General features: G+C 55.8%; 16 protein-coding genes. 10 read left to right on the top strand and 6 right to left on the bottom strand.

What is annotated here, in order from left to right; all coding sequences use genetic code 11:
* Nucleotides 1-104: 104 nt before the first annotated feature.
* A complete protein-coding gene (gene pdhR / locus C2U54_RS08835; RefSeq protein ID WP_039030352.1) occupies nt 105-869 on the bottom strand; it encodes a pyruvate dehydrogenase complex transcriptional repressor PdhR in 765 nt (254 codons plus the stop codon).
* Between the two features lie 538 nt (nt 870-1,407).
* On the opposite strand from pdhR, the gene aroP reads away from it, so the two are divergent.
* The 3 genes from aroP (at nt 1,408) to C2U54_RS08820 (ending at nt 5,297) form a co-directional block, all read left to right on the top strand.
* A complete protein-coding gene (gene aroP, locus C2U54_RS08830; RefSeq protein ID WP_139156318.1) occupies nt 1,408-2,778 on the top strand; it encodes an aromatic amino acid transporter AroP in 1,371 nt (456 codons plus the stop codon).
* A gap of 160 nt (nt 2,779-2,938) precedes the next feature.
* Nucleotides 2,939-4,336, top strand: coding sequence for a glycoside-pentoside-hexuronide (GPH):cation symporter (locus tag C2U54_RS08825; RefSeq protein WP_103178290.1), 1,398 nt, complete (start codon nt 2,939-2,941; stop codon nt 4,334-4,336).
* 10 nt (nt 4,337-4,346) lie between these two features.
* Nucleotides 4,347-5,297: a glycoside hydrolase family 43 protein gene (locus tag C2U54_RS08820; RefSeq protein ID WP_103178289.1), complete on the top strand. Its 951-nt coding sequence runs from the start codon at nt 4,347-4,349 to the stop codon at nt 5,295-5,297.
* Nucleotides 5,298-5,315: 18 nt separating this feature from the next.
* On the opposite strand, the gene ampE is transcribed toward C2U54_RS08820, so the two are convergent.
* Together ampE and ampD are read right to left on the bottom strand one after the other, a co-directional pair.
* Nucleotides 5,316-6,170: a beta-lactamase regulator AmpE gene (gene ampE, locus C2U54_RS08815; RefSeq protein ID WP_103178288.1), complete on the bottom strand. Its 855-nt coding sequence runs from the start codon at nt 6,168-6,170 to the stop codon at nt 5,316-5,318.
* A complete protein-coding gene (ampD, locus tag C2U54_RS08810; RefSeq protein WP_103178287.1) occupies nt 6,167-6,730 on the bottom strand; it encodes a 1,6-anhydro-N-acetylmuramyl-L-alanine amidase AmpD in 564 nt (187 codons plus the stop codon). Before ampD ends, ampE begins: the two co-directional genes overlap by 4 nt.
* An 87-nt stretch (nt 6,731-6,817) precedes the next feature.
* Between ampD and nadC the strand changes: the two genes are divergently transcribed.
* From nadC to hofC, 4 genes are all read left to right on the top strand, one after another.
* Nucleotides 6,818-7,711: a carboxylating nicotinate-nucleotide diphosphorylase gene (nadC, locus tag C2U54_RS08805; protein ID WP_103178286.1), complete on the top strand. Its 894-nt coding sequence runs from the start codon at nt 6,818-6,820 to the stop codon at nt 7,709-7,711.
* Nucleotides 7,712-7,894: 183 nt separating this feature from the next.
* Nucleotides 7,895-8,347, top strand: a complete 453-nt coding sequence (ppdD, locus tag C2U54_RS08800; RefSeq protein ID WP_103178285.1) for a prepilin peptidase-dependent pilin — start codon at nt 7,895-7,897, stop codon at nt 8,345-8,347.
* Nucleotides 8,344-9,729, top strand: coding sequence for a type II secretion system protein GspE (gene gspE / locus C2U54_RS08795; protein WP_103178284.1), 1,386 nt, complete (start codon nt 8,344-8,346; stop codon nt 9,727-9,729). Before ppdD ends, gspE begins: the two co-directional genes overlap by 4 nt.
* Nucleotides 9,719-10,915, top strand: a complete 1,197-nt coding sequence (gene hofC / locus C2U54_RS08790) for a protein transport protein HofC (protein WP_103178283.1) — start codon at nt 9,719-9,721, stop codon at nt 10,913-10,915. Before gspE ends, hofC begins: the two co-directional genes overlap by 11 nt.
* 31 nt (nt 10,916-10,946) lie before the next feature.
* Here hofC and C2U54_RS08785 read toward each other — a convergent pair whose 3' ends face one another.
* Nucleotides 10,947-11,990 (bottom strand): GMP reductase, encoded by a 1,044-nt coding sequence (locus C2U54_RS08785; protein WP_103178282.1) that lies wholly within the window; start codon nt 11,988-11,990, stop codon nt 10,947-10,949.
* Nucleotides 11,991-12,225: 235 nt separating this feature from the next.
* On the opposite strand from C2U54_RS08785, the gene coaE reads away from it, so the two are divergent.
* From coaE to yacG, 3 genes are read left to right on the top strand one after another with little or no spacing between them, the layout of a single operon-like run.
* The gene (gene coaE, locus C2U54_RS08780) at nt 12,226-12,837 is read left to right on the top strand and encodes a dephospho-CoA kinase (RefSeq protein ID WP_103178281.1); all 612 of its coding nucleotides are present in this window, start codon (nt 12,226-12,228) and stop codon (nt 12,835-12,837) included.
* Nucleotides 12,837-13,580, top strand: coding sequence for a cell division protein ZapD (gene zapD, locus C2U54_RS08775; RefSeq protein ID WP_103178280.1), 744 nt, complete (start codon nt 12,837-12,839; stop codon nt 13,578-13,580). The genes coaE and zapD overlap by 1 nt, the downstream gene beginning before the upstream one ends.
* A 9-nt stretch (nt 13,581-13,589) precedes the next feature.
* Entirely contained in the window at nt 13,590-13,784 is a 195-nt protein-coding gene (gene yacG, locus C2U54_RS08770; RefSeq protein WP_103178279.1) for a DNA gyrase inhibitor YacG, read from the top strand.
* Between the two features lie 38 nt (nt 13,785-13,822).
* On the opposite strand, the gene mutT is transcribed toward yacG, so the two are convergent.
* Both mutT and secA read right to left on the bottom strand, forming a co-directional pair.
* Nucleotides 13,823-14,212, bottom strand: coding sequence for an 8-oxo-dGTP diphosphatase MutT (gene mutT / locus C2U54_RS08765; protein ID WP_103178278.1), 390 nt, complete (start codon nt 14,210-14,212; stop codon nt 13,823-13,825).
* 57 nt (nt 14,213-14,269) lie between these two features.
* Complete coding sequence (gene secA / locus C2U54_RS08760) at nt 14,270-16,975, bottom strand: preprotein translocase subunit SecA (RefSeq protein WP_103178277.1); 2,706 nt, start codon at nt 16,973-16,975, stop codon at nt 14,270-14,272.
* Nucleotides 16,976-17,026: the final 51 nt, after the last annotated feature.

Genomic DNA, 17,026 nt, shown 5'->3' with positions numbered 1-17,026 from the left:
ATCTAATACGTTGATTTGTCTGGAACCTGTCCCATTGCATTTTCGCCAGAAAACGCAATAAGACAGGTTCTGCGTTTAGTTGCCGCGCTCTAAAAAACTGGCGCTTAATCCTTTCGTTGCTGTATGCGGCGTAATGAACGTTCGCGACGCGACTGTTCACGGCTGCGGTCCAGCAAGATTTCCTCAATGAAAGCCAGGTGACGGTGCGACGCTTCACGCGCCTGCTCCGGCTCCCCGGCCATTATCGCCTCGAATATTCGGGTGCGATGGTTGCTGACCAGCGGAAGCATCTCCCGGCGGGCATACAACAATTCAAAATTCTGACGAACGTTCTGGGCAAGCATTGGCTCCATGCAGCGTAGCAGATGGAGGAGCACCACGTTGTGGGCCGCTTCAGTGACGGCGATTTGATACTGGACGACGGCGTCGGACTCGGCGTCGAGATCGCCGGATTCCTGAGCCCGTTCGATGGCCTGATGCAGTTCGCGGATGCGCTCGCGATCGGCATCATTGCTGCGCAGCGCCGCGTAATAAGCCGCGATGCCTTCAAGCGCGTGACGGGTCTCAAGCAGATCAAACTGGGATTCTGGGTGGTCGGAGAGCAGCTCCACTAACGGGTCGCTGAAACTCTGCCACAGGCTGTTTTGCACAAAGGTTCCGCCACCCTGGCGACGAAGCAGCAGGCCCTTGGCTTCAAGGCGTTGGATCGCCTCACGCAGCGAGGGACGGGAAACGTCGAACTGTTTAGCCAGTTCGCGTTCAGGTGGTAGTTTTTCACCGGGGCGCAGGGTCCCCTCAAGGATCAAAAACTCCAGCTGCTGCTCAATCACATCGGATAATTTTGGTTGGCGAATTTTGCTGTAGGCCATATTCCCTGTCTTACGCCTTTTTGCCCGGAGTCAATTGGTCTTACCAATTTCATGTTCGTATCGCTAAAGTAACAAAGTATTCACCTTGTGTCCATATTGGTTTTGATTGAAATCATTAAACCCTGCTTATTTTAACAACCTTACAGAAATAACGTTTCAAAAATGTAACTCTGCACAAATGAATTGATTACCCCGAAAGAGGCAGTTTTAACTTTATTGAAACGGTGAAAAGTGCGATCTGAACCGATTTAGCGGAGTAAAAAATGAAATTCTGCCCACTTATGGCGCATTTTTATTCTATAGGTTGATAAAGGGAATTAAACGGGACGATTTACAAATGCTTTCTTTTTATTCGAACTCGCTTTCTCCTCGCATAAAGCAGGTGCATTCGCCGTCGCTTACCACTATTCTTCCGAATACGGAAGACACAGCCGGTTATTTCAGCCAATTGAACCGTAAACTAATAAATACATGAAATGGAATTTCATAATTACACACGCCAGAGCGTGAACATAACAACCACACACGAGGTTTTATAATGGAAGGTCAACAGCACGGCGATCAGCTAAAGCGCGGCCTTAAAAACCGCCATATCCAGCTTATTGCCCTCGGTGGTGCGATCGGTACCGGCCTGTTTCTGGGTAGCGCATCGGTTATTCAGTCTGCCGGGCCGGGTATTATTCTGGGCTATGCCATTGCCGGTTTTATCGCATTCCTTATTATGCGTCAGTTGGGCGAGATGGTGGTTGAAGAACCGGTAGCCGGTTCCTTCAGCCATTTTGCTTATAAATATTGGGGCAGTTTTGCCGGCTTCGCGTCCGGCTGGAACTACTGGGTCCTCTATGTTCTTGTCGCGATGGCGGAACTGACCGCGGTCGGTAAATATATCCAGTTCTGGTGGCCTGAAATCCCAACCTGGGCCTCAGCGGCAGTCTTCTTTGTGGTCATCAACGCCATTAACCTGACCAACGTGAAAGTGTTCGGCGAGATGGAGTTCTGGTTTGCCATTATTAAAGTTATCGCCGTTGTGGCGATGATCCTGTTCGGCGGCTGGCTGCTCTTCAGCGGCAATGGCGGCCCGCAGGCAAGCGTCAGCAACCTGTGGGATCAGGGCGGCTTCCTGCCGCACGGCATGACCGGACTGGTGATGATGATGGCGATCATCATGTTCTCCTTCGGGGGGCTGGAGCTGGTGGGTATCACCGCCGCGGAAGCAGACAACCCGGAGCAGAGCATCCCGAAAGCGACCAACCAGGTTATCTACCGTATCCTGATCTTCTATGTGGGCTCGCTGGCCGTGCTGCTCTCCCTGCTGCCATGGACCCGCGTCACCGCAGATACCAGCCCGTTTGTCCTCATCTTCCACGAGCTGGGCGACACTTTAGTAGCGAACGCGCTGAACGTAGTAGTACTGACCGCGGCGCTGTCGGTTTACAACAGCTGCGTCTACTGCAACAGCCGTATGCTGTTCGGCCTGGCCCAGCAGGGCAACGCCCCGAAAGCGCTGCTCTCTGTGGATAAACGTGGCGTACCGGTGAACACCATCCTGGTGTCGGCTGTGGTGACCGCACTCTGCGTGCTCATCAACTACCTGGCGCCGGAATCGGCCTTCGGCCTGCTGATGGCGCTGGTGGTCTCTGCCCTGGTGATCAACTGGGCGATGATTAGCCTGGCGCACATGAAGTTCCGTCGTGCCAAGCAGCAGCAGGGCGTGAAAACACGTTTCCCTGCCCTGCTCTACCCGCTGGGTAACTGGGTTTGCCTGCTGTTCATGGCCGCCGTACTGGTTATTATGCTGATGACCCCAGGCATGGCCATTTCGGTCTACCTGATCCCGGTATGGATTGTGATCCTCGGGGTGGGCTACATGTGTAAGCAGAAAAATGCTAAAACGGTAAAAGCGCACTAATCCTCTCCCCTCTGCGTCCTCCCGGACGCAGAGGGTTGTTACCTTCCTCACACTTTCCCTTCAACAGCAATTTTATCCATATCAGCGACGTTATATTGCAACGCATATTTTCCTTTGCCAGCGAATAATTCTCTCCATACCGCTACTCGGAGAAACGTCGATGGATAACAATAAATTATCAGTGAAAGAAAAGATCGGCTATGGGATGGGTGATGCCGGGTGCAACATCATCTTTGGCGCCATCATGTTGTTTGTGAATTATTTTTATACGGATATTTTTGGCCTGGCACCGGCCCTGGTGGGCGTACTGCTGCTCTCGGTACGCGTAATTGATGCCGTTACCGACCCGATTATGGGGGCTATTGCCGACCGTACCCGCAGTAAGTATGGGCGATTTCGTCCATGGCTGCTGTGGATCGCCTTCCCCTATGCGCTCTTCAGCATCCTGATGTTCACCACCCCGGACTGGACCTACAACAGCAAAGTTATCTATGCCTTCGTCACCTACTTCCTGCTCTCTCTGACCTATACGGCGATTAACATTCCCTACTGCTCGTTGGGCGGGGTGATCACCAACGATCCTAAAGAGCGTGTTGCCTGCCAGTCCTACCGCTTTGTGCTGGTGGGTATTGCCACGCTGCTGCTGTCGCTGACGCTGCTGCCGATGGCCGACTGGTTCGGCGGCGAGGACAAAGCCAAAGGTTATCAGATGGCCATGACCGTGCTGGCGCTGATTGGCACCTGCATGTTCCTGTTCTGCTTCGCCACGGTGCGCGAACGTGTGCGCCCGGCGGTACAGACCCATGACGAACTGAAAAACGATCTGAAAGATGTCTGGAAGAACGACCAGTGGGTGCGCATCCTGCTGCTGACCCTGTGTAACGTCTGCCCTGGCTTTATCCGCATGGCGGCCACCATGTATTACGTCACCTGGGTGATGGGCCAAAGCACCCACTTTGCGACCCTGTTTATCAGCCTGGGTGTGGTGGGCATGATGCTCGGCAGCGTTATGGCAAAAGTGCTGACCGACCGCTGGTGTAAACTGAAGGTCTTCTTCTGGACCAACATTGCGCTGGCGATCTTCTCCTGCGCCTTCTATTTCTTCGATCCAAAAGCCACCGTGACCATTGTGGTGCTCTACTTCCTGCTGAACATCCTGCACCAGATCCCATCCCCGCTGCACTGGTCCCTGATGGCCGACGTGGATGACTACGGCGAATGGAAAACCGGGAAACGTATCACCGGGATCAGCTTCTCCGGCAATATCTTCTTCCTCAAGCTGGGTCTGGCCATTGCCGGTGCCATGGTGGGCTTCCTGCTCTCCTGGTACGGTTATGATGCCGGCGCAAAAGCGCAAAGCGCTGACGCCATCAACGGTATCGTCCTGCTCTTCACCGTTATCCCTGGCATCGGATACCTCATTACCGCAGGCGTGGTGCGTCTGCTGAAGGTCGACCGCGAAACGATGAAGCGGATCCAGGAAGACCTGGAGAAGCGTCGCAATAACTACCGCGAGCTGAACGAGTATCAGGAACTCAGCGCCGCTGAGACGAAATAAGGAGAGCCGAATGCAAACCTGGCCAAACCCGTTTATTGAACAACGCGCCGATCCGTACATTCTTCATCATGAAGGGCAGTACTACTTTATTGCCTCGGTTCCGGAGTATGACCGGCTGGCAATCCGCCGCGCCGACTCGCTGGAAGGGCTGCGCAGCGCACAAGAGGTCGTGGTCTGGCATAAGCCCGACAGCGGCCCGATGGGTAATCTGATCTGGGCCCCGGAACTGCATGCTATCGACGGCAAATGGTACATCTACTTCGCGGCGGCCCACACCCAGGCGCTGGACGAGCTGGGCATGTTCCAGCACCGGATGTATGCCCTGGAGTGCGCCGACAGCGACCCGCTCACCGGCAAATGGGTAGAGAAGGGGCAGATCAAAACGCACTTTGATACCTTTGCGCTGGATGCCACCACCTTTGTCCATCAGGGTAAACGCTGGTATCTCTGGGCGCAAAAAGCCCCGGATATCACCGGTAACTCGAACCTTTATCTGTGCGAAATGGAAAACCCATGGACGCTCAAAGGCGATCCGGTGATGCTCAGCAAACCGGAATATGACTGGGAGTGCCGCGGTTTCTGGGTCAACGAAGGTCCGGCGGTGCTGTTCCACGGCGATCGGCTATTTATCAGCTACTCCGCCAGCGCCACCGATGAAAACTACTGCATGGGACTGCTCTGGATCGACCTCAATGCTGACCCACGTAACCCGGCGAACTGGCATAAATCCCCGCAGCCGGTGTTCACCACCAGCTACGAGAATCGCCAGTACGGACCGGGACATAACAGCTTTACCCAAACGCCGGAGGGGGAAGACGTGCTGGTTTACCATGCGCGCAACTACACCGAAATCGAAGGCGATCCGCTGTACGATCCAAACCGCCACACCCGCCTGAAAACCGTAAACTGGAACGAAAACGGGATGCCCGATTTCGGCATCCCGTCAGCTGATACACTCTGAAGCCTGCGGCGCGCTGGTTTAGATCAGCGTGCCGTAGATGGTCAGCAGCGCCACAATCACCACCACCACAAAAGAGGTTTTCTTAGCCATCGAGACCGCCGCTTTCGGCGTTGCGATCTTATCCGTGTGCGGCTCGCGGGCCAGGGAGAACTGGGCCAGACGTGTTAACACCAGATATTGCGAGGTGTGGCGATCGCCCAGCGAGGCGAACCATGCCGGCAGGGCTTTCTCGCCGTGGCCGATCAGGGCATACACCACGCCGAACAGCCGCACCGGCAGCCAGTCCACCACGTGCAGGATCGCATCGATACCAGACTGCAACCGCTCGTGCGGGGTCAGATAACGTGCCAGCCAGCTCTGCCAGGCGCGTAAAAACGCATAGCCCATCAGCAGAACCGGGCCCCACGCGCCGCCCACCACAAACCAGAACAACGGCGCCAGATAGAAGCGGTAGTTAATCCACAGCAGCGCATTCTGCAGTTCGCGTAAAAACTCGCGTTCATCGCACTCCGGCGGAATACCGTGAATTAAGGTCAGCTCGCTGGCCATCGCCCCACGGGCATGCAGGTCACCGTTAGTGGCCGCCTTCAGGTAGGCATGGTAGTGCAGACGAACCTTACCTGCGCCAATACAGAGTACACCGAGCAGGATCCACACCACCAGCAGCGGCACGTTGAAGAAGAGGCCATACAGCGACCGCAGCAGCAGGAATACCACCACCATCACGCCCGCCGTCATCAGCAGTGTGCGAATCATGGAAAAGTGGCGGATGCGACGAAACAGCACTTCCATCCGATGATCCAGATGCCAGTGCTCGCCCAGCTTAAACAAACGCTCGGCAATCAACACCAGCAGCATGGTAAATAACGTCATGTCATCTCCTTTTCTGACAGGGCGGTAAGCAGGGTTTTGAATCGTTCCCAGTCAAACGCCGGGCCGGGATCGGTCTTGCGCTGCGGCGCAATATCGCTGTGCCCAGTCACGTTGTGGGCGATACCCGGGTAGAGTGAAATCAGCGTGCGCGTTACCGCAGCCAGTTGCTGATATTGGGCATCGGTGTAGGGCAGCGTATCTGTCCCTTCGAGCTCAATACCGATGGAAAAATCGTTGCAGCGTTCACGCCCCTGATACTGAGAAACGCCCGCATGCCAGGCGCGTTTATCGAAAGGAACATACTGGACGATCTCGCCGTCACGACGAATCAGACAATGGGCAGAAACGCGCAGGTGGGCAATTTCTGCGAAAAAGGGGTGAGCATCGGGATCGATTGTCCCGGTGAATAACGCGTCAATCCACGGGCCGCCGAACTCGCCGGGCGGCAGGCTGATGTTATGCACAACCAGCAGCGACGGGATTTCATCCTCTGGACGGCAATCATGGTGTGGCGAAGGAACACGCCGAGCCTCCACCAGCCAGCCATGTTCTGAGTGCATGCAGGATCTCCTTATATATGGTGCTGATTCCCGGTTCAGAGTAGCATGTTTCAATCTTATGATTCGTTACCAATTTGGAGTTTTAACATGCCGCCACGCCGCTACAACCCCGACCACAGACGTAACGTACTGCTGGAACGTATAAATATGGATATTCCGGCAAGCGTCGCCAATGCGCTGCGCGAAGATCTGGGTGGAGACGTCAACGCAGACAACGACATTACCGCCCAGCTGCTGGCGGAGGATGCCCGTTCCCATGCGGTTGTCATCACCCGTGAGGATGGCGTTTTCTGTGGCAAACGTTGGGTGGAAGAGGTCTTTACGCAACTGGCCGGGGATGGCGTTCAGGTGACGTGGCATGTCGAAGATGGCGACAGCATTGTGGCTAACCAGCCGCTCTTTGAACTGGAAGGGCCATCGCGCGTCCTGCTCACCGGTGAACGCACCGCGCTGAACTTTGTCCAGACGCTCTCGGGCGTGGCAAGCGAAGTGCGCCGCTACGTCAACCTGCTGGAAGGCACAAACACCCAGCTGTTGGATACGCGCAAAACCCTGCCCGGCCTGCGTACCGCGCTGAAATATGCCGTGCTGTGCGGCGGCGGCGCCAACCATCGCCTGGGGTTGTCCGATGCCTTCCTGATTAAAGAGAACCACATTATCGCCTCCGGCTCCGTTCGCCAGGCGGTAGAAAAAGCCTTCTGGCTGCACCCGGATGTGCCGGTCGAAGTAGAAGTAGAAAGCCTGCAGGAACTGGAAGACGCCCTGAAAGCGGGTGCCGACATCATCATGCTGGATAACTTCGAAACTGAGCAGATGCGTGAAGCCGTGAAGCGTACCAATGGTCAGGTCCGTCTCGAGGTCTCTGGCAACGTGACGCGTGAAACCTTACGTGAATTTGCCGAAACCGGCGTCGATTTCATCTCCGTTGGCGCACTGACTAAACACATTCGCGCCCTCGATCTGTCGATGCGCTTTCGCTAGCTGACTTCAGCCCGGTCTGCCGAGGCCGGGCTCCCCCGATTTCCGACCCTTCTCGCAACCCCCTTGTATCACGCTGTAACATCAACACTCCTCGCTGAATCCTGCTTCCCAAAATGATTTTTGCCGCTCGCCCCTGCTCTGCCGTGCTGCCACAGTAGCGCCAGTTCACACAAGGAGCGACTCATGGAAAGACAAAAAGGATTTACCCTCATCGAGCTAATGGTCGTCATCGGCATCGTCGCCATTCTTAGCGCCATCGGCATTCCGGCCTATCAGAACTACCTGCGAAAAGCCGCCCTCACTGACATGCTGCAAACCTTCCTGCCCTACCGTATCGCCGTCGAACTCTGCGCGCTCGATCATGGCGGGACAGAAAGCTGCGACGCGGGCGTCAACGGCGTTCCCTCCCCTGCCACCTCCCGCTATGTCTCAGCCATGAGCATTGTCAAGGGTACCGTTACCCTGACGGGTCAGGAGAGCCTGAACGGTCTGGAGGTCGTGATGACGCCGCAATGGAATAACGGCAACGGCATCACCGGCTGGACGCGCGTTTGCACCATTGCCAACGACAGCGCGCTGAAGCAGGCCTGTGAAGAGGTGTTCCGCTTTACGGCTGGCGAGGAGAACGTGCAATGAATTCTGACCAGCTCACCGCGCTGTGTCAGCGTCACAACGCTTTGTTGCTGACCAGCGCCCCGGACAGCATCACGATTGCCGTGGTGGGTAACCCGCCTGTTGGGCTGCTGGAGGCGTTACGTTTCGCGACGCAGAAAAGGATAGATATCGAATGCTGGACCAGCGAGAGAATGGAAAAGCACCGGCAAACCGCGTCAGACTCGCATCTGCCTGTGGCCGCCATCTCAACCCGCTCCGCCATTGAGATCCTCAACCGCACCCTGATGCAGGCGATGAGCCAGCGGGCATCGGATATTCACATCGAGCCCGCCGACGAGAGCTGGCAGATCCGGTTACGCATCGACGGCGTGTTGTATCCGCAACAGCCTCTTTCGTCCGAACTGGGCACTACGCTGATCGCCAGGCTGAAGGTGCTGGGCAATCTGGATATCGCCGAGCGGCGCTTACCCCAGGATGGACAATTTACGGTTGAGCTCTCCGGCGCCCCCGTCTCGTTTCGAATTGCCACGCTTCCCTGTCGCAATGGAGAAAAAATCGTGCTGCGGCTTTTGCAGCAGGAGCAGCAGGCGCTCCTGCTGGATCAGCTGGGCATGAGCACCATCCAGCAGCGATTATTCGCCGAAGCGCTGCATAAATCCCAGGGGCTGATTCTGGTGACGGGCCCCACCGGCAGCGGTAAAACCGTTACCCTTTACAGCGCGTTACAGGCCCGGAATACGCCCGCTGTGAACATCTGCAGCGTAGAAGATCCTGTCGAAATCCCGCTCGAGGGGCTAAACCAGACCCCCATAAACCCCCGGGCGGGGTTAACCTTCCAGAGCGTATTGCGTGCATTTCTACGCCAGGATCCAGACATCATCATGGTGGGCGAAATACGTGATGGCGAAACGGCCGGGATCGCGATCAATGCCGCCCAGACTGGCCATCTTGTGCTGTCGACGCTGCATACCAACTCTACCGCCGAAACGCTCGTTCGCCTGCAGCAGATGGGCGTGGCGCGCTGGATGATCTCTTCGGCATTGTCTCTGGTGATCGCCCAGCGGCTGGTACGTCGGCTGTGCCCGCACTGTCGTCAGGAGGCCCGCCGGGATGCCCCCCTGCCCCAGGCGTTGTGGCCTCGCCCTTTGCCGCACTGGCTGCCGGTGGGTTGCGACCGCTGCTACCACGGTTTTTATGGCCGGGTGGCAATCTTCGAGGTGATGGTAATCACCCGCGAGCTGCGCACCGCCATTGCCAGCGGAGCGTCGGTGGAAGAGATCGAAAAGCTGGCCCGACAGACGGGTATGACCACGCTGTTTGAGCATGGCTGCATGGCGGTAGAACAGGGGCACACCACCCTCGAAGAGCTGGTGCAGATGCTGGGCGCGCCCGATGGCAGGTAATCAACTCTGGCGCTGGCGGGCACTCAGCCCGCAGGGGGAGCGGCAGGCGGGCGCGCTTTGGGCACCCGACAAACAAACGGCATGGGCTATCCTGCATGGCAAAGCGCTCGTTCCCCTGGAACTCAGGCGATGCGTGCAACAGACACGGTGGCAGGCGCAGCATCGCTACGACATTATCCATCAGCTGGCGACATTGCTACAGGCGGGGTTAACCCTGTCGGCAGGGCTGGCGCTTCTGGCGCAGCAGCACCCGGCCAGACAATGGCAGGCGTTGTTGCAAAGCGTCGCCGACGATCTCAGTGCCGGGTGTGCCTTCTCTGACGCCCTGAAAAAATGGCCGCATGTTTTTCCGCCGCTTTATGTTTCGATGATCAAAACCGGGGAGCTGACCGGCAAGCTGGACGAATGTTGTCGCCAGCTCGCGCAGCAGCAAAAAACCCAGCAACAACTCAGCGCAAAGGTAATAAAAGCGCTGCGTTATCCGGTAATCATTCTCGGTCTGGCTTTCGCCGTAGTGCTGGCGATGGTGACGCTCGTGCTGCCGGAGTTTGCCGCTATCTATAAAACCTTTAACACCCCGTTACCTGCCCTGACGCGGGCAGTGATGGGGCTGGCAAACGTGCTTCAGGAGCGGGGGGCGGCGCTACTGTTCAGTCTTATAGCGATAACATCCGGCCTGCTGTTTCTTCGCCGCAAACGACGATGGCGATATGCCACCCAGCGTCTGCTGCTGAATAGCCCGGTGATTGGTCCGCTGGTACGGGGGCAAAAGCTCAGCCAGATATTCACCGTTCTCTCGCTCACGCAACAGGCGGGCATCGCCTTTATACAAGGGCTGGAAAGTACGGAGGAGACGCTGGAGTGCCCCTTCTGGCAGGAGAAATTACAGGCGATACGGCATCGCATTATGCAGGGGTTGCCCATCTGGTCAGCCCTGAATGAGGCAGAAATTTTTACGCCACTCTGCATTCAGCTGGTACGCACAGGCGAAGCATCGGGCGCGCTGGACACCATGCTGAGCAACCTGGCGCAGCATCATAATGAGCAGACCTTTCAGCAGGCCGACAATTTAGCCTCACTGCTGGAGCCAGTACTGCTGATTGTGACGGGATTGATTATCGGCACGCTGGTGGTCGCGATGTATCTACCGATTTTCCATCTGGGGGATGCGATGAGTGCGGGATAACGCTGGCGCGAAAACGCGCCAGCGAGAAGCATTACAGGCTGTTGAAAACGCGGTTTTCCTGCTCCTGAACGCGGATAAAGGTCGTGCGCTTGGTCAGCTCTTTCAGGCGGGACGCCCCCACATAGGTACATGCTGAACGCAGGCCACCCAGGATATCACGCGCGGTATTTTCAACCGGGCCACGCAGAGGCAGCTTAACGGTTTTACCTTCAGCGGCACGATACTGCGCAACACCACCCACGTGGCGGTTCATGGCCGATTCAGAGCTCATGCCGTAGAACAGCATGAATTTTTCACCGTTTTCTTCAACAACGGTACCGCCGCTCTCTTCGTGGCCAGCCAGCATACCGCCCAGCATCACGAAGTCTGCGCCGCCGCCGAATGCTTTTGCCACGTCGCCCGGCATGGTGCATCCACCGTCACTGATGATCTGACCACCCAGACCGTGGGCTGCGTCAGCACACTCGATCACTGCTGACAGCTGCGGATAACCAACGCCGGTTTTAACGCGCGTGGTGCAGACAGAACCCGGACCAATCCCCACTTTCACGATATCTGCCCCGGAGAGGATCAGCTCTTCACACATTTCACCGGTAACCACGTTACCTGCAATAATGGTTTTGGTCGGCCAGGCCTGACGCGCCTTGCTGACGAACTGAACGAAGTGTTCAGAATAACCATTCGCAACATCAATACAGATGAAGTTAAGGTTTGGGTTAGCAATCAGGATCTGTTTCGTTTTTTCGAAATCGGCATCAGAGGTGCCGGTAGAGACCATCACGTGCTTCAGCACGTTTTCAGATACGGAGCCTGCAAACGCATTCCACTCTTCCACGCTGTAGTGCTTGTGTACAGCGGTCAGAATGTCGAAGGAAGCCAGCGCTTTTGCCATCGCAAACGTTCCGACGGTATCCATGTTAGCGGCGATAACAGGTACGCCAGACCAGGTCTGACCGGAATGCTTAAAGGTGAATTGACGTTCAAGTTCAACGTCGGAGCGACTTTTCAGAGTAGAACGTTTAGGGCGGATAAGAACGTCTTTGAAACCTAACTTCAAATCTTCTTCGATACGCATTTGCGGATTCCTGGGGTACTGGGGTAAATGTCGAAAAACGTAACACACAACTCCAGTGACGCTATCATACGCACTAATACCTGTTGCGCAAGACTGCGAAAATCACTTTTTTTACGCTACAATCCTATAAATTTACCTGGTAAAAAGTACGTAAGCAGGGCTTAATCTTCGCTGATAAAAGATTAAATCTTAAGCAATTGATATCAATAATGAATATTTCCCAGGATTTTATTTAATGGGGTACATCGTTGCATTAACGGGAGGCATTGGCAGTGGCAAAAGCACTGTGGCTGACGCCTTCTCTCGTCTGGGTATCACGATAATTGATGCCGACATCCTTGCCCGCCAGGTGGTAGAGCCAGGTACACCCGCACTACGCGCTATTGCAGACCATTTCGGCAGCGACATTATCGAGCCTGACGGCACCCTTAATCGTCGAATGCTGCGCGAACGCATTTTCACGCATCCTGAAGAGAAAGCCTGGCTTAACGCCCTGCTTCACCCGCTTATCCAGCAGGAGACGCAGAAACAGATAGCACACGCGACTTCACCCTATGTGCTCTGGGTTGTCCCGCTTCTTGTGGAAAATAATCTCCATGACAAAGCGGACCGGGTACTGGTTGTGGATGTCTCTCCGGCAACACAAATTCAGCGCACCATCGCCCGTGATAACGTCGGGCGTGAACATGCGGAACAAATTCTTGCCGCGCAGGCCACGCGTGAAGCGCGCCTGGCCGTCGCGGATGATGTGATTGATAATAACGGCTCACCGGATGCCATTGCATCGGATGTGGCTCGCCTGCATCAGCAATATCTGGCGCAGGCCGTTTTACAGGAAAAAGCCTAATGCACACCCATGTTCTTTTCGAGCATCCCCTCAATGAAAAAATGCGCACCTGGCTGCGCATCGAATTTTTGATCCAGCAGCTTTCCGGCCTGCTTCCGGTTCATGACCACACCACGGCGCTGCACTTTTTCCGCAACGTGAGCGATCTGCTGGATGTGTTAGAGCGTGGCGAAGTCCGCACAGAATTACTGAAAGAGCTGGAGCGCCAGCAGCGTAAACTGCAGGCCTGGGCAGAAGTGCCGGGGGTGGATAACAGCCGCATCGACAGCCTGCGCCAGCAGCTGAAAAACAGCAGCGGCGTATTAATGGCGGCGCCGCGTATCGGCCAGTTTTTGCGTGAAGACCGCCTGGTCGCCCTGGTGCGTCAGCGTCTGAGCATTCCCGGCGGCTGCTGCAGTTTCGATTTACCGACCTTGCATATCTGGCTGCATATGCCGCAGGAACAGCGCGATATGCAGGTGCAAAGCTGGCTGAACAGCCTTGAGCCGCTGAACCAGGCGCTGTCGCTGATCCTGGATTTAATCCGCAATTCAGCGCCATTCCGCAAGCAAACCAGCCTGAATGGTTTTTATCAGGATAACGGTGAAGATGCGGATCTCCTGCGCCTGCAGCTCTCCCTTGCCGATCAGCTTTACCCGCAAATTTCAGGCCATAAGAGCCGCTTTGCGATCCGTTTCATGCCGCTCGACAGTGAACATGGTCTGGTGCCGGAACGCCTCGACTTTGAACTGGCGTGCTGCTAAGGAGTTAAGATGTCTGAAGTCACCACCGTGAACTGCCCCACCTGTGGCAAGCCCGTTGTCTGGGGCGAACAGAGCCCGTTCCGCCCTTTTTGCAGCAAGCGCTGCCAGCTAATCGATCTGGGCGAGTGGGCTGCGGAAGAGAAACGCATTCCAAGCTCAGGCGATATGTCCGACAGCGATGACTGGAGCGAAGAGCAGCAGTAATGTCCCCATGGCCTGCCGGCACCTCGCTCGCAGGCCAGTCAGTCCGCCACTAAACGCGCAATGACAGGCGCATTTGCCGGTGGGAATTTATCGGCATCCAGCGCGTTCAGCGTCACCCAGTTTCCAGGCTGTCCCTCTTTGCCCCAGGGTTCCCCCTCCCAGTTTTCCACCAGCCAGAACCACAGCGTGATATGGCGATCGGGAAAGGTATATTCCAGTTTATCGAACAGGGTCGCACCGCGCGGCGTGATGCCCACCTCTTCCTGAAGCTCGCGGATAAGCGCCTGTTCCGGCGTCTCGCCGGACTCAATCTTACCGCCAGGAAACTCCCACTTATTCGCCATGTGCGCATCGGCCGCGCGCTGGGTAATAAAGATTTGGTTATCGGAATTACGAATGATCCCGACAGCGATTTGCAGTATTTTCATTGTCTTGCATCCATAAAAAAGGCGCAGATATCTGCGCCTTTTACGTGTTTTACAGGCTTAGCTCAGACGGCCATGGCACTGTTTGTATTTTTTACCGGAACCGCACGGGCACGGATCGTTACGACCGACCTTACGATCACCGGACTGCGCGGCAATTGCGGCGGCGGCGGCTTCTTCGTCGTCCTGATGGCTAAGCTGCTGCATCTGAGCCAGACGCTCCGCTTCTTCACGACGCTGCTGTTCCATCTCTTCCACTTCTTCCGGCATGCGCACCTGGACTTTGCTCAGGGTGCTGATCACTTCGTACTTCAGTGATTCAAGCATAGAGGCAAACATCGCAAAGGATTCACGCTTGTACTCCTGCTTCGGATCTTTTTGCGCATAGCCACGCAGGTGAATACCCTGACGCAGATAGTCCATCGCTGCCAGGTGCTCTTTCCACAGGGAGTCCAGGGTTTGCAGCATCACGCCTTTTTCGAAATGACGCATCATCTCAGCGCCAACCACCTCTTCCTTACGCTTATAGACCTCAAGGGCGTTAGCGAAAATACGCTCGCGCAGGGTCTCTTCATGCAGCTCCGGCTCTTTATCCAGCCACTCCTGAATCGGCAGATCCAGGTCGAAGTCGTTTTTCAGACGCGCCTGCAGACCTTCAACATCCCACATCTCTTCCAGAGATTGCGGTGGAATATGGTTATCGATAGTCGCTTTGAAGACATCTTCGCGAATGCTGTTAATGGTTTCGCTCACGTCGGAAACGTCCAGCAGTTCGTTACGCTGGGTGTAGATAGCGCGACGCTGGTCGTTGGCCACATCATCATACTCAAGCAGCTGCTTACGAATATCGAAGTTACGGCTTTCCACTTTACGCTGGGCGTTGGCGATGGCTTTGGTCACCCACGGGTGTTCAATCGCTTCGCCCGGTTTCATACCCAGTTTACGCATCATGCCCGACACACGGTCAGAGGCGAAAATACGCATCAACGCATCTTCCATCGACAGATAGAAGCGTGAAGAACCGGCATCACCCTGACGACCCGCACGGCCACGCAGCTGGTTGTCAATACGACGGGATTCGTGACGTTCCGTACCGATGATGTGCAGACCGCCCGCAGCCAGAACCGCATCGTGACGAACCTGCCAGTCGGCTTTGATCTGCGCGATCTGTTCCGGGGTTGGGTTTTCCAGCGCAGCCACTTCAGCCTGCCAGCTACCGCCCAGCATGATGTCGGTACCACGACCCGCCATGTTGGTGGCGATGGTCACGGCTGCCGGATAGCCCGCCTGGGCAACGATATCGGCCTCTTTAGCGTGGAACTTGGCGTTCAGGACGTTGTGTTTGATCCCGGCTTTGGTCAGCTCATTGGAGACCACTTCCGATTTTTCGATGGAGATAGTCCCCACCAGAACCGGCTGGCCTGCGGCGGTACGGTCGCGAATATCTTCGATGATGGCCTGAATTTTTTCCGCTTCGGTCATGTAGACCAGGTCCGGCATATCCTTACGGATCATTGGACGGTTGGTTGGAACGACGACGGTATCCAGCTTATAGATGGAGCTGAATTCGAAGGCTTCGGTATCCGCCGTACCGGTCATCCCTGCCAGCTTCTCGTACAGACGGAAGTAGTTCTGGAAGGTAATGGATGCCAGCGTCTGGTTCTCGTTCTGGATATCGACATTTTCTTTGGCTTCAACGGCCTGATGCAGACCGTCGGACCAGCGACGACCCTGCATGGTACGGCCGGTATGTTCGTCGACGATAATAACTTCGCCATCCTTAACGATGTAGTCCACGTCACGGGTAAACAACACGTGGGCGCGCAGGGCGGCAGTGACGTGGTGCATCAGCATGATATTGCCTGGGGAATAGAGTGACTCGCCCTCTTCCATAATGCCCTGGGCAACCAGCAGCTCTTCGATCTGCACCAGACCGCGCTCGGTCAGGTTCACCTGGCGGGCTTTTTCATCAACGGAGAAGTGACCTTCACCCTGGAAGGTGTCGGAGTCCTCTTTTTCCTGACGGATCAGGTGCGGAATGATTTTATCGACTTTGCGATACATCTCGGAGCTGTCTTCAGCCGGACCAGAGATGATCAGCGGCGTACGCGCTTCGTCGATCAGAATGGAGTCCACCTCATCCACCAGCGCATAGTGCAGCTTACGCTGTACGCGCTCTTCCGGGCTGAAGGCCATGTTGTCACGCAGGTAGTCAAAGCCGTATTCGTTGTTGGTCCCGTAGGTGATGTCGGCGTTATAGGCTTCGCGTTTCGCAGGGGCCGGCAAACCAGACATGTTGATCCCGACGGTCATACCGAGGAATTCGAACAGTGGACGGTTGTTTTCGGCATCACGCTGCGCCAGATAGTCGTTGACGGTAACCACGTGCACACCTTTACCCGACAGGGCGTTAAGATAGGCAGGCAGGGTTGCGGTCAGGGTTTTACCTTCACCGGTACGCATCTCAGCGATGCAGCGGTCGTTCAGCACCATCCCGCCCAGCAGCTGCACGTCGAAATGACGCATGCCAAACACGCGCTTACTCGCTTCACGCACCACGGCGAACGCTTCCGGGATCAGGCTTTCAACGGTTTCACCTTTTTCAAGGCGGGCACGGAATTCAGCGGTTTTGGCTTTCAGCTCTTCATCAGAGAGTTTTTCCATCGCCGGCTCAAGGCTGTTGATGACGCTGACGGCTTTGCGCATGCGGCGCAGGGTACGATCGTTACGACTACCGAAAACTTTTGTTAGTAATTTGATTAACATAATAAATTCTCAAACGCCCCATGATGGGCAGTTAAATTAAGGTATTGAACA

It is taken from the genome of Leclercia sp. LSNIH1 (genome assembly GCF_002902985.1).
In the GTDB taxonomy this organism is placed as follows: Bacteria; Pseudomonadota; Gammaproteobacteria; order Enterobacterales; family Enterobacteriaceae; genus Enterobacter.
The sequence above is the reverse complement of the archived record's forward strand: the minus strand, read 5'-3'. Positions and strand labels throughout refer to the sequence as shown.

Coding starts and splice junctions, on each gene's coding strand:
- C2U54_RS08785 (WP_103178282.1), bottom strand. CDS start 11,990: ATGCGTATCGAAGAAGATTTGAAGTTAGGTTTCAAAGACGTTCTTATC.
- coaE (WP_103178281.1), top strand. CDS start 12,226: ATGGGGTACATCGTTGCATTAACGGGAGGCATTGGCAGTGGCAAAAGC.
- C2U54_RS08825 (WP_103178290.1), top strand. CDS start 2,939: ATGGATAACAATAAATTATCAGTGAAAGAAAAGATCGGCTATGGGATG.
- ampE (WP_103178288.1), bottom strand. CDS start 6,170: ATGACGTTATTTACCATGCTGCTGGTGTTGATTGCCGAGCGTTTGTTT.
- zapD (WP_103178280.1), top strand. CDS start 12,837: ATGCACACCCATGTTCTTTTCGAGCATCCCCTCAATGAAAAAATGCGC.
- nadC (WP_103178286.1), top strand. CDS start 6,818: ATGCCGCCACGCCGCTACAACCCCGACCACAGACGTAACGTACTGCTG.
- yacG (WP_103178279.1), top strand. CDS start 13,590: ATGTCTGAAGTCACCACCGTGAACTGCCCCACCTGTGGCAAGCCCGTT.
- mutT (WP_103178278.1), bottom strand. CDS start 14,212: ATGAAAATACTGCAAATCGCTGTCGGGATCATTCGTAATTCCGATAAC.
- ampD (WP_103178287.1), bottom strand. CDS start 6,730: ATGCACTCAGAACATGGCTGGCTGGTGGAGGCTCGGCGTGTTCCTTCG.
- ppdD (WP_103178285.1), top strand. CDS start 7,895: ATGGAAAGACAAAAAGGATTTACCCTCATCGAGCTAATGGTCGTCATC.
- aroP (WP_139156318.1), top strand. CDS start 1,408: ATGGAAGGTCAACAGCACGGCGATCAGCTAAAGCGCGGCCTTAAAAAC.
- gspE (WP_103178284.1), top strand. CDS start 8,344: ATGAATTCTGACCAGCTCACCGCGCTGTGTCAGCGTCACAACGCTTTG.
- secA (WP_103178277.1), bottom strand. CDS start 16,975: ATGTTAATCAAATTACTAACAAAAGTTTTCGGTAGTCGTAACGATCGT.
- pdhR (WP_039030352.1), bottom strand. CDS start 869: ATGGCCTACAGCAAAATTCGCCAACCAAAATTATCCGATGTGATTGAG.
- C2U54_RS08820 (WP_103178289.1), top strand. CDS start 4,347: ATGCAAACCTGGCCAAACCCGTTTATTGAACAACGCGCCGATCCGTAC.
- hofC (WP_103178283.1), top strand. CDS start 9,719: ATGGCAGGTAATCAACTCTGGCGCTGGCGGGCACTCAGCCCGCAGGGG.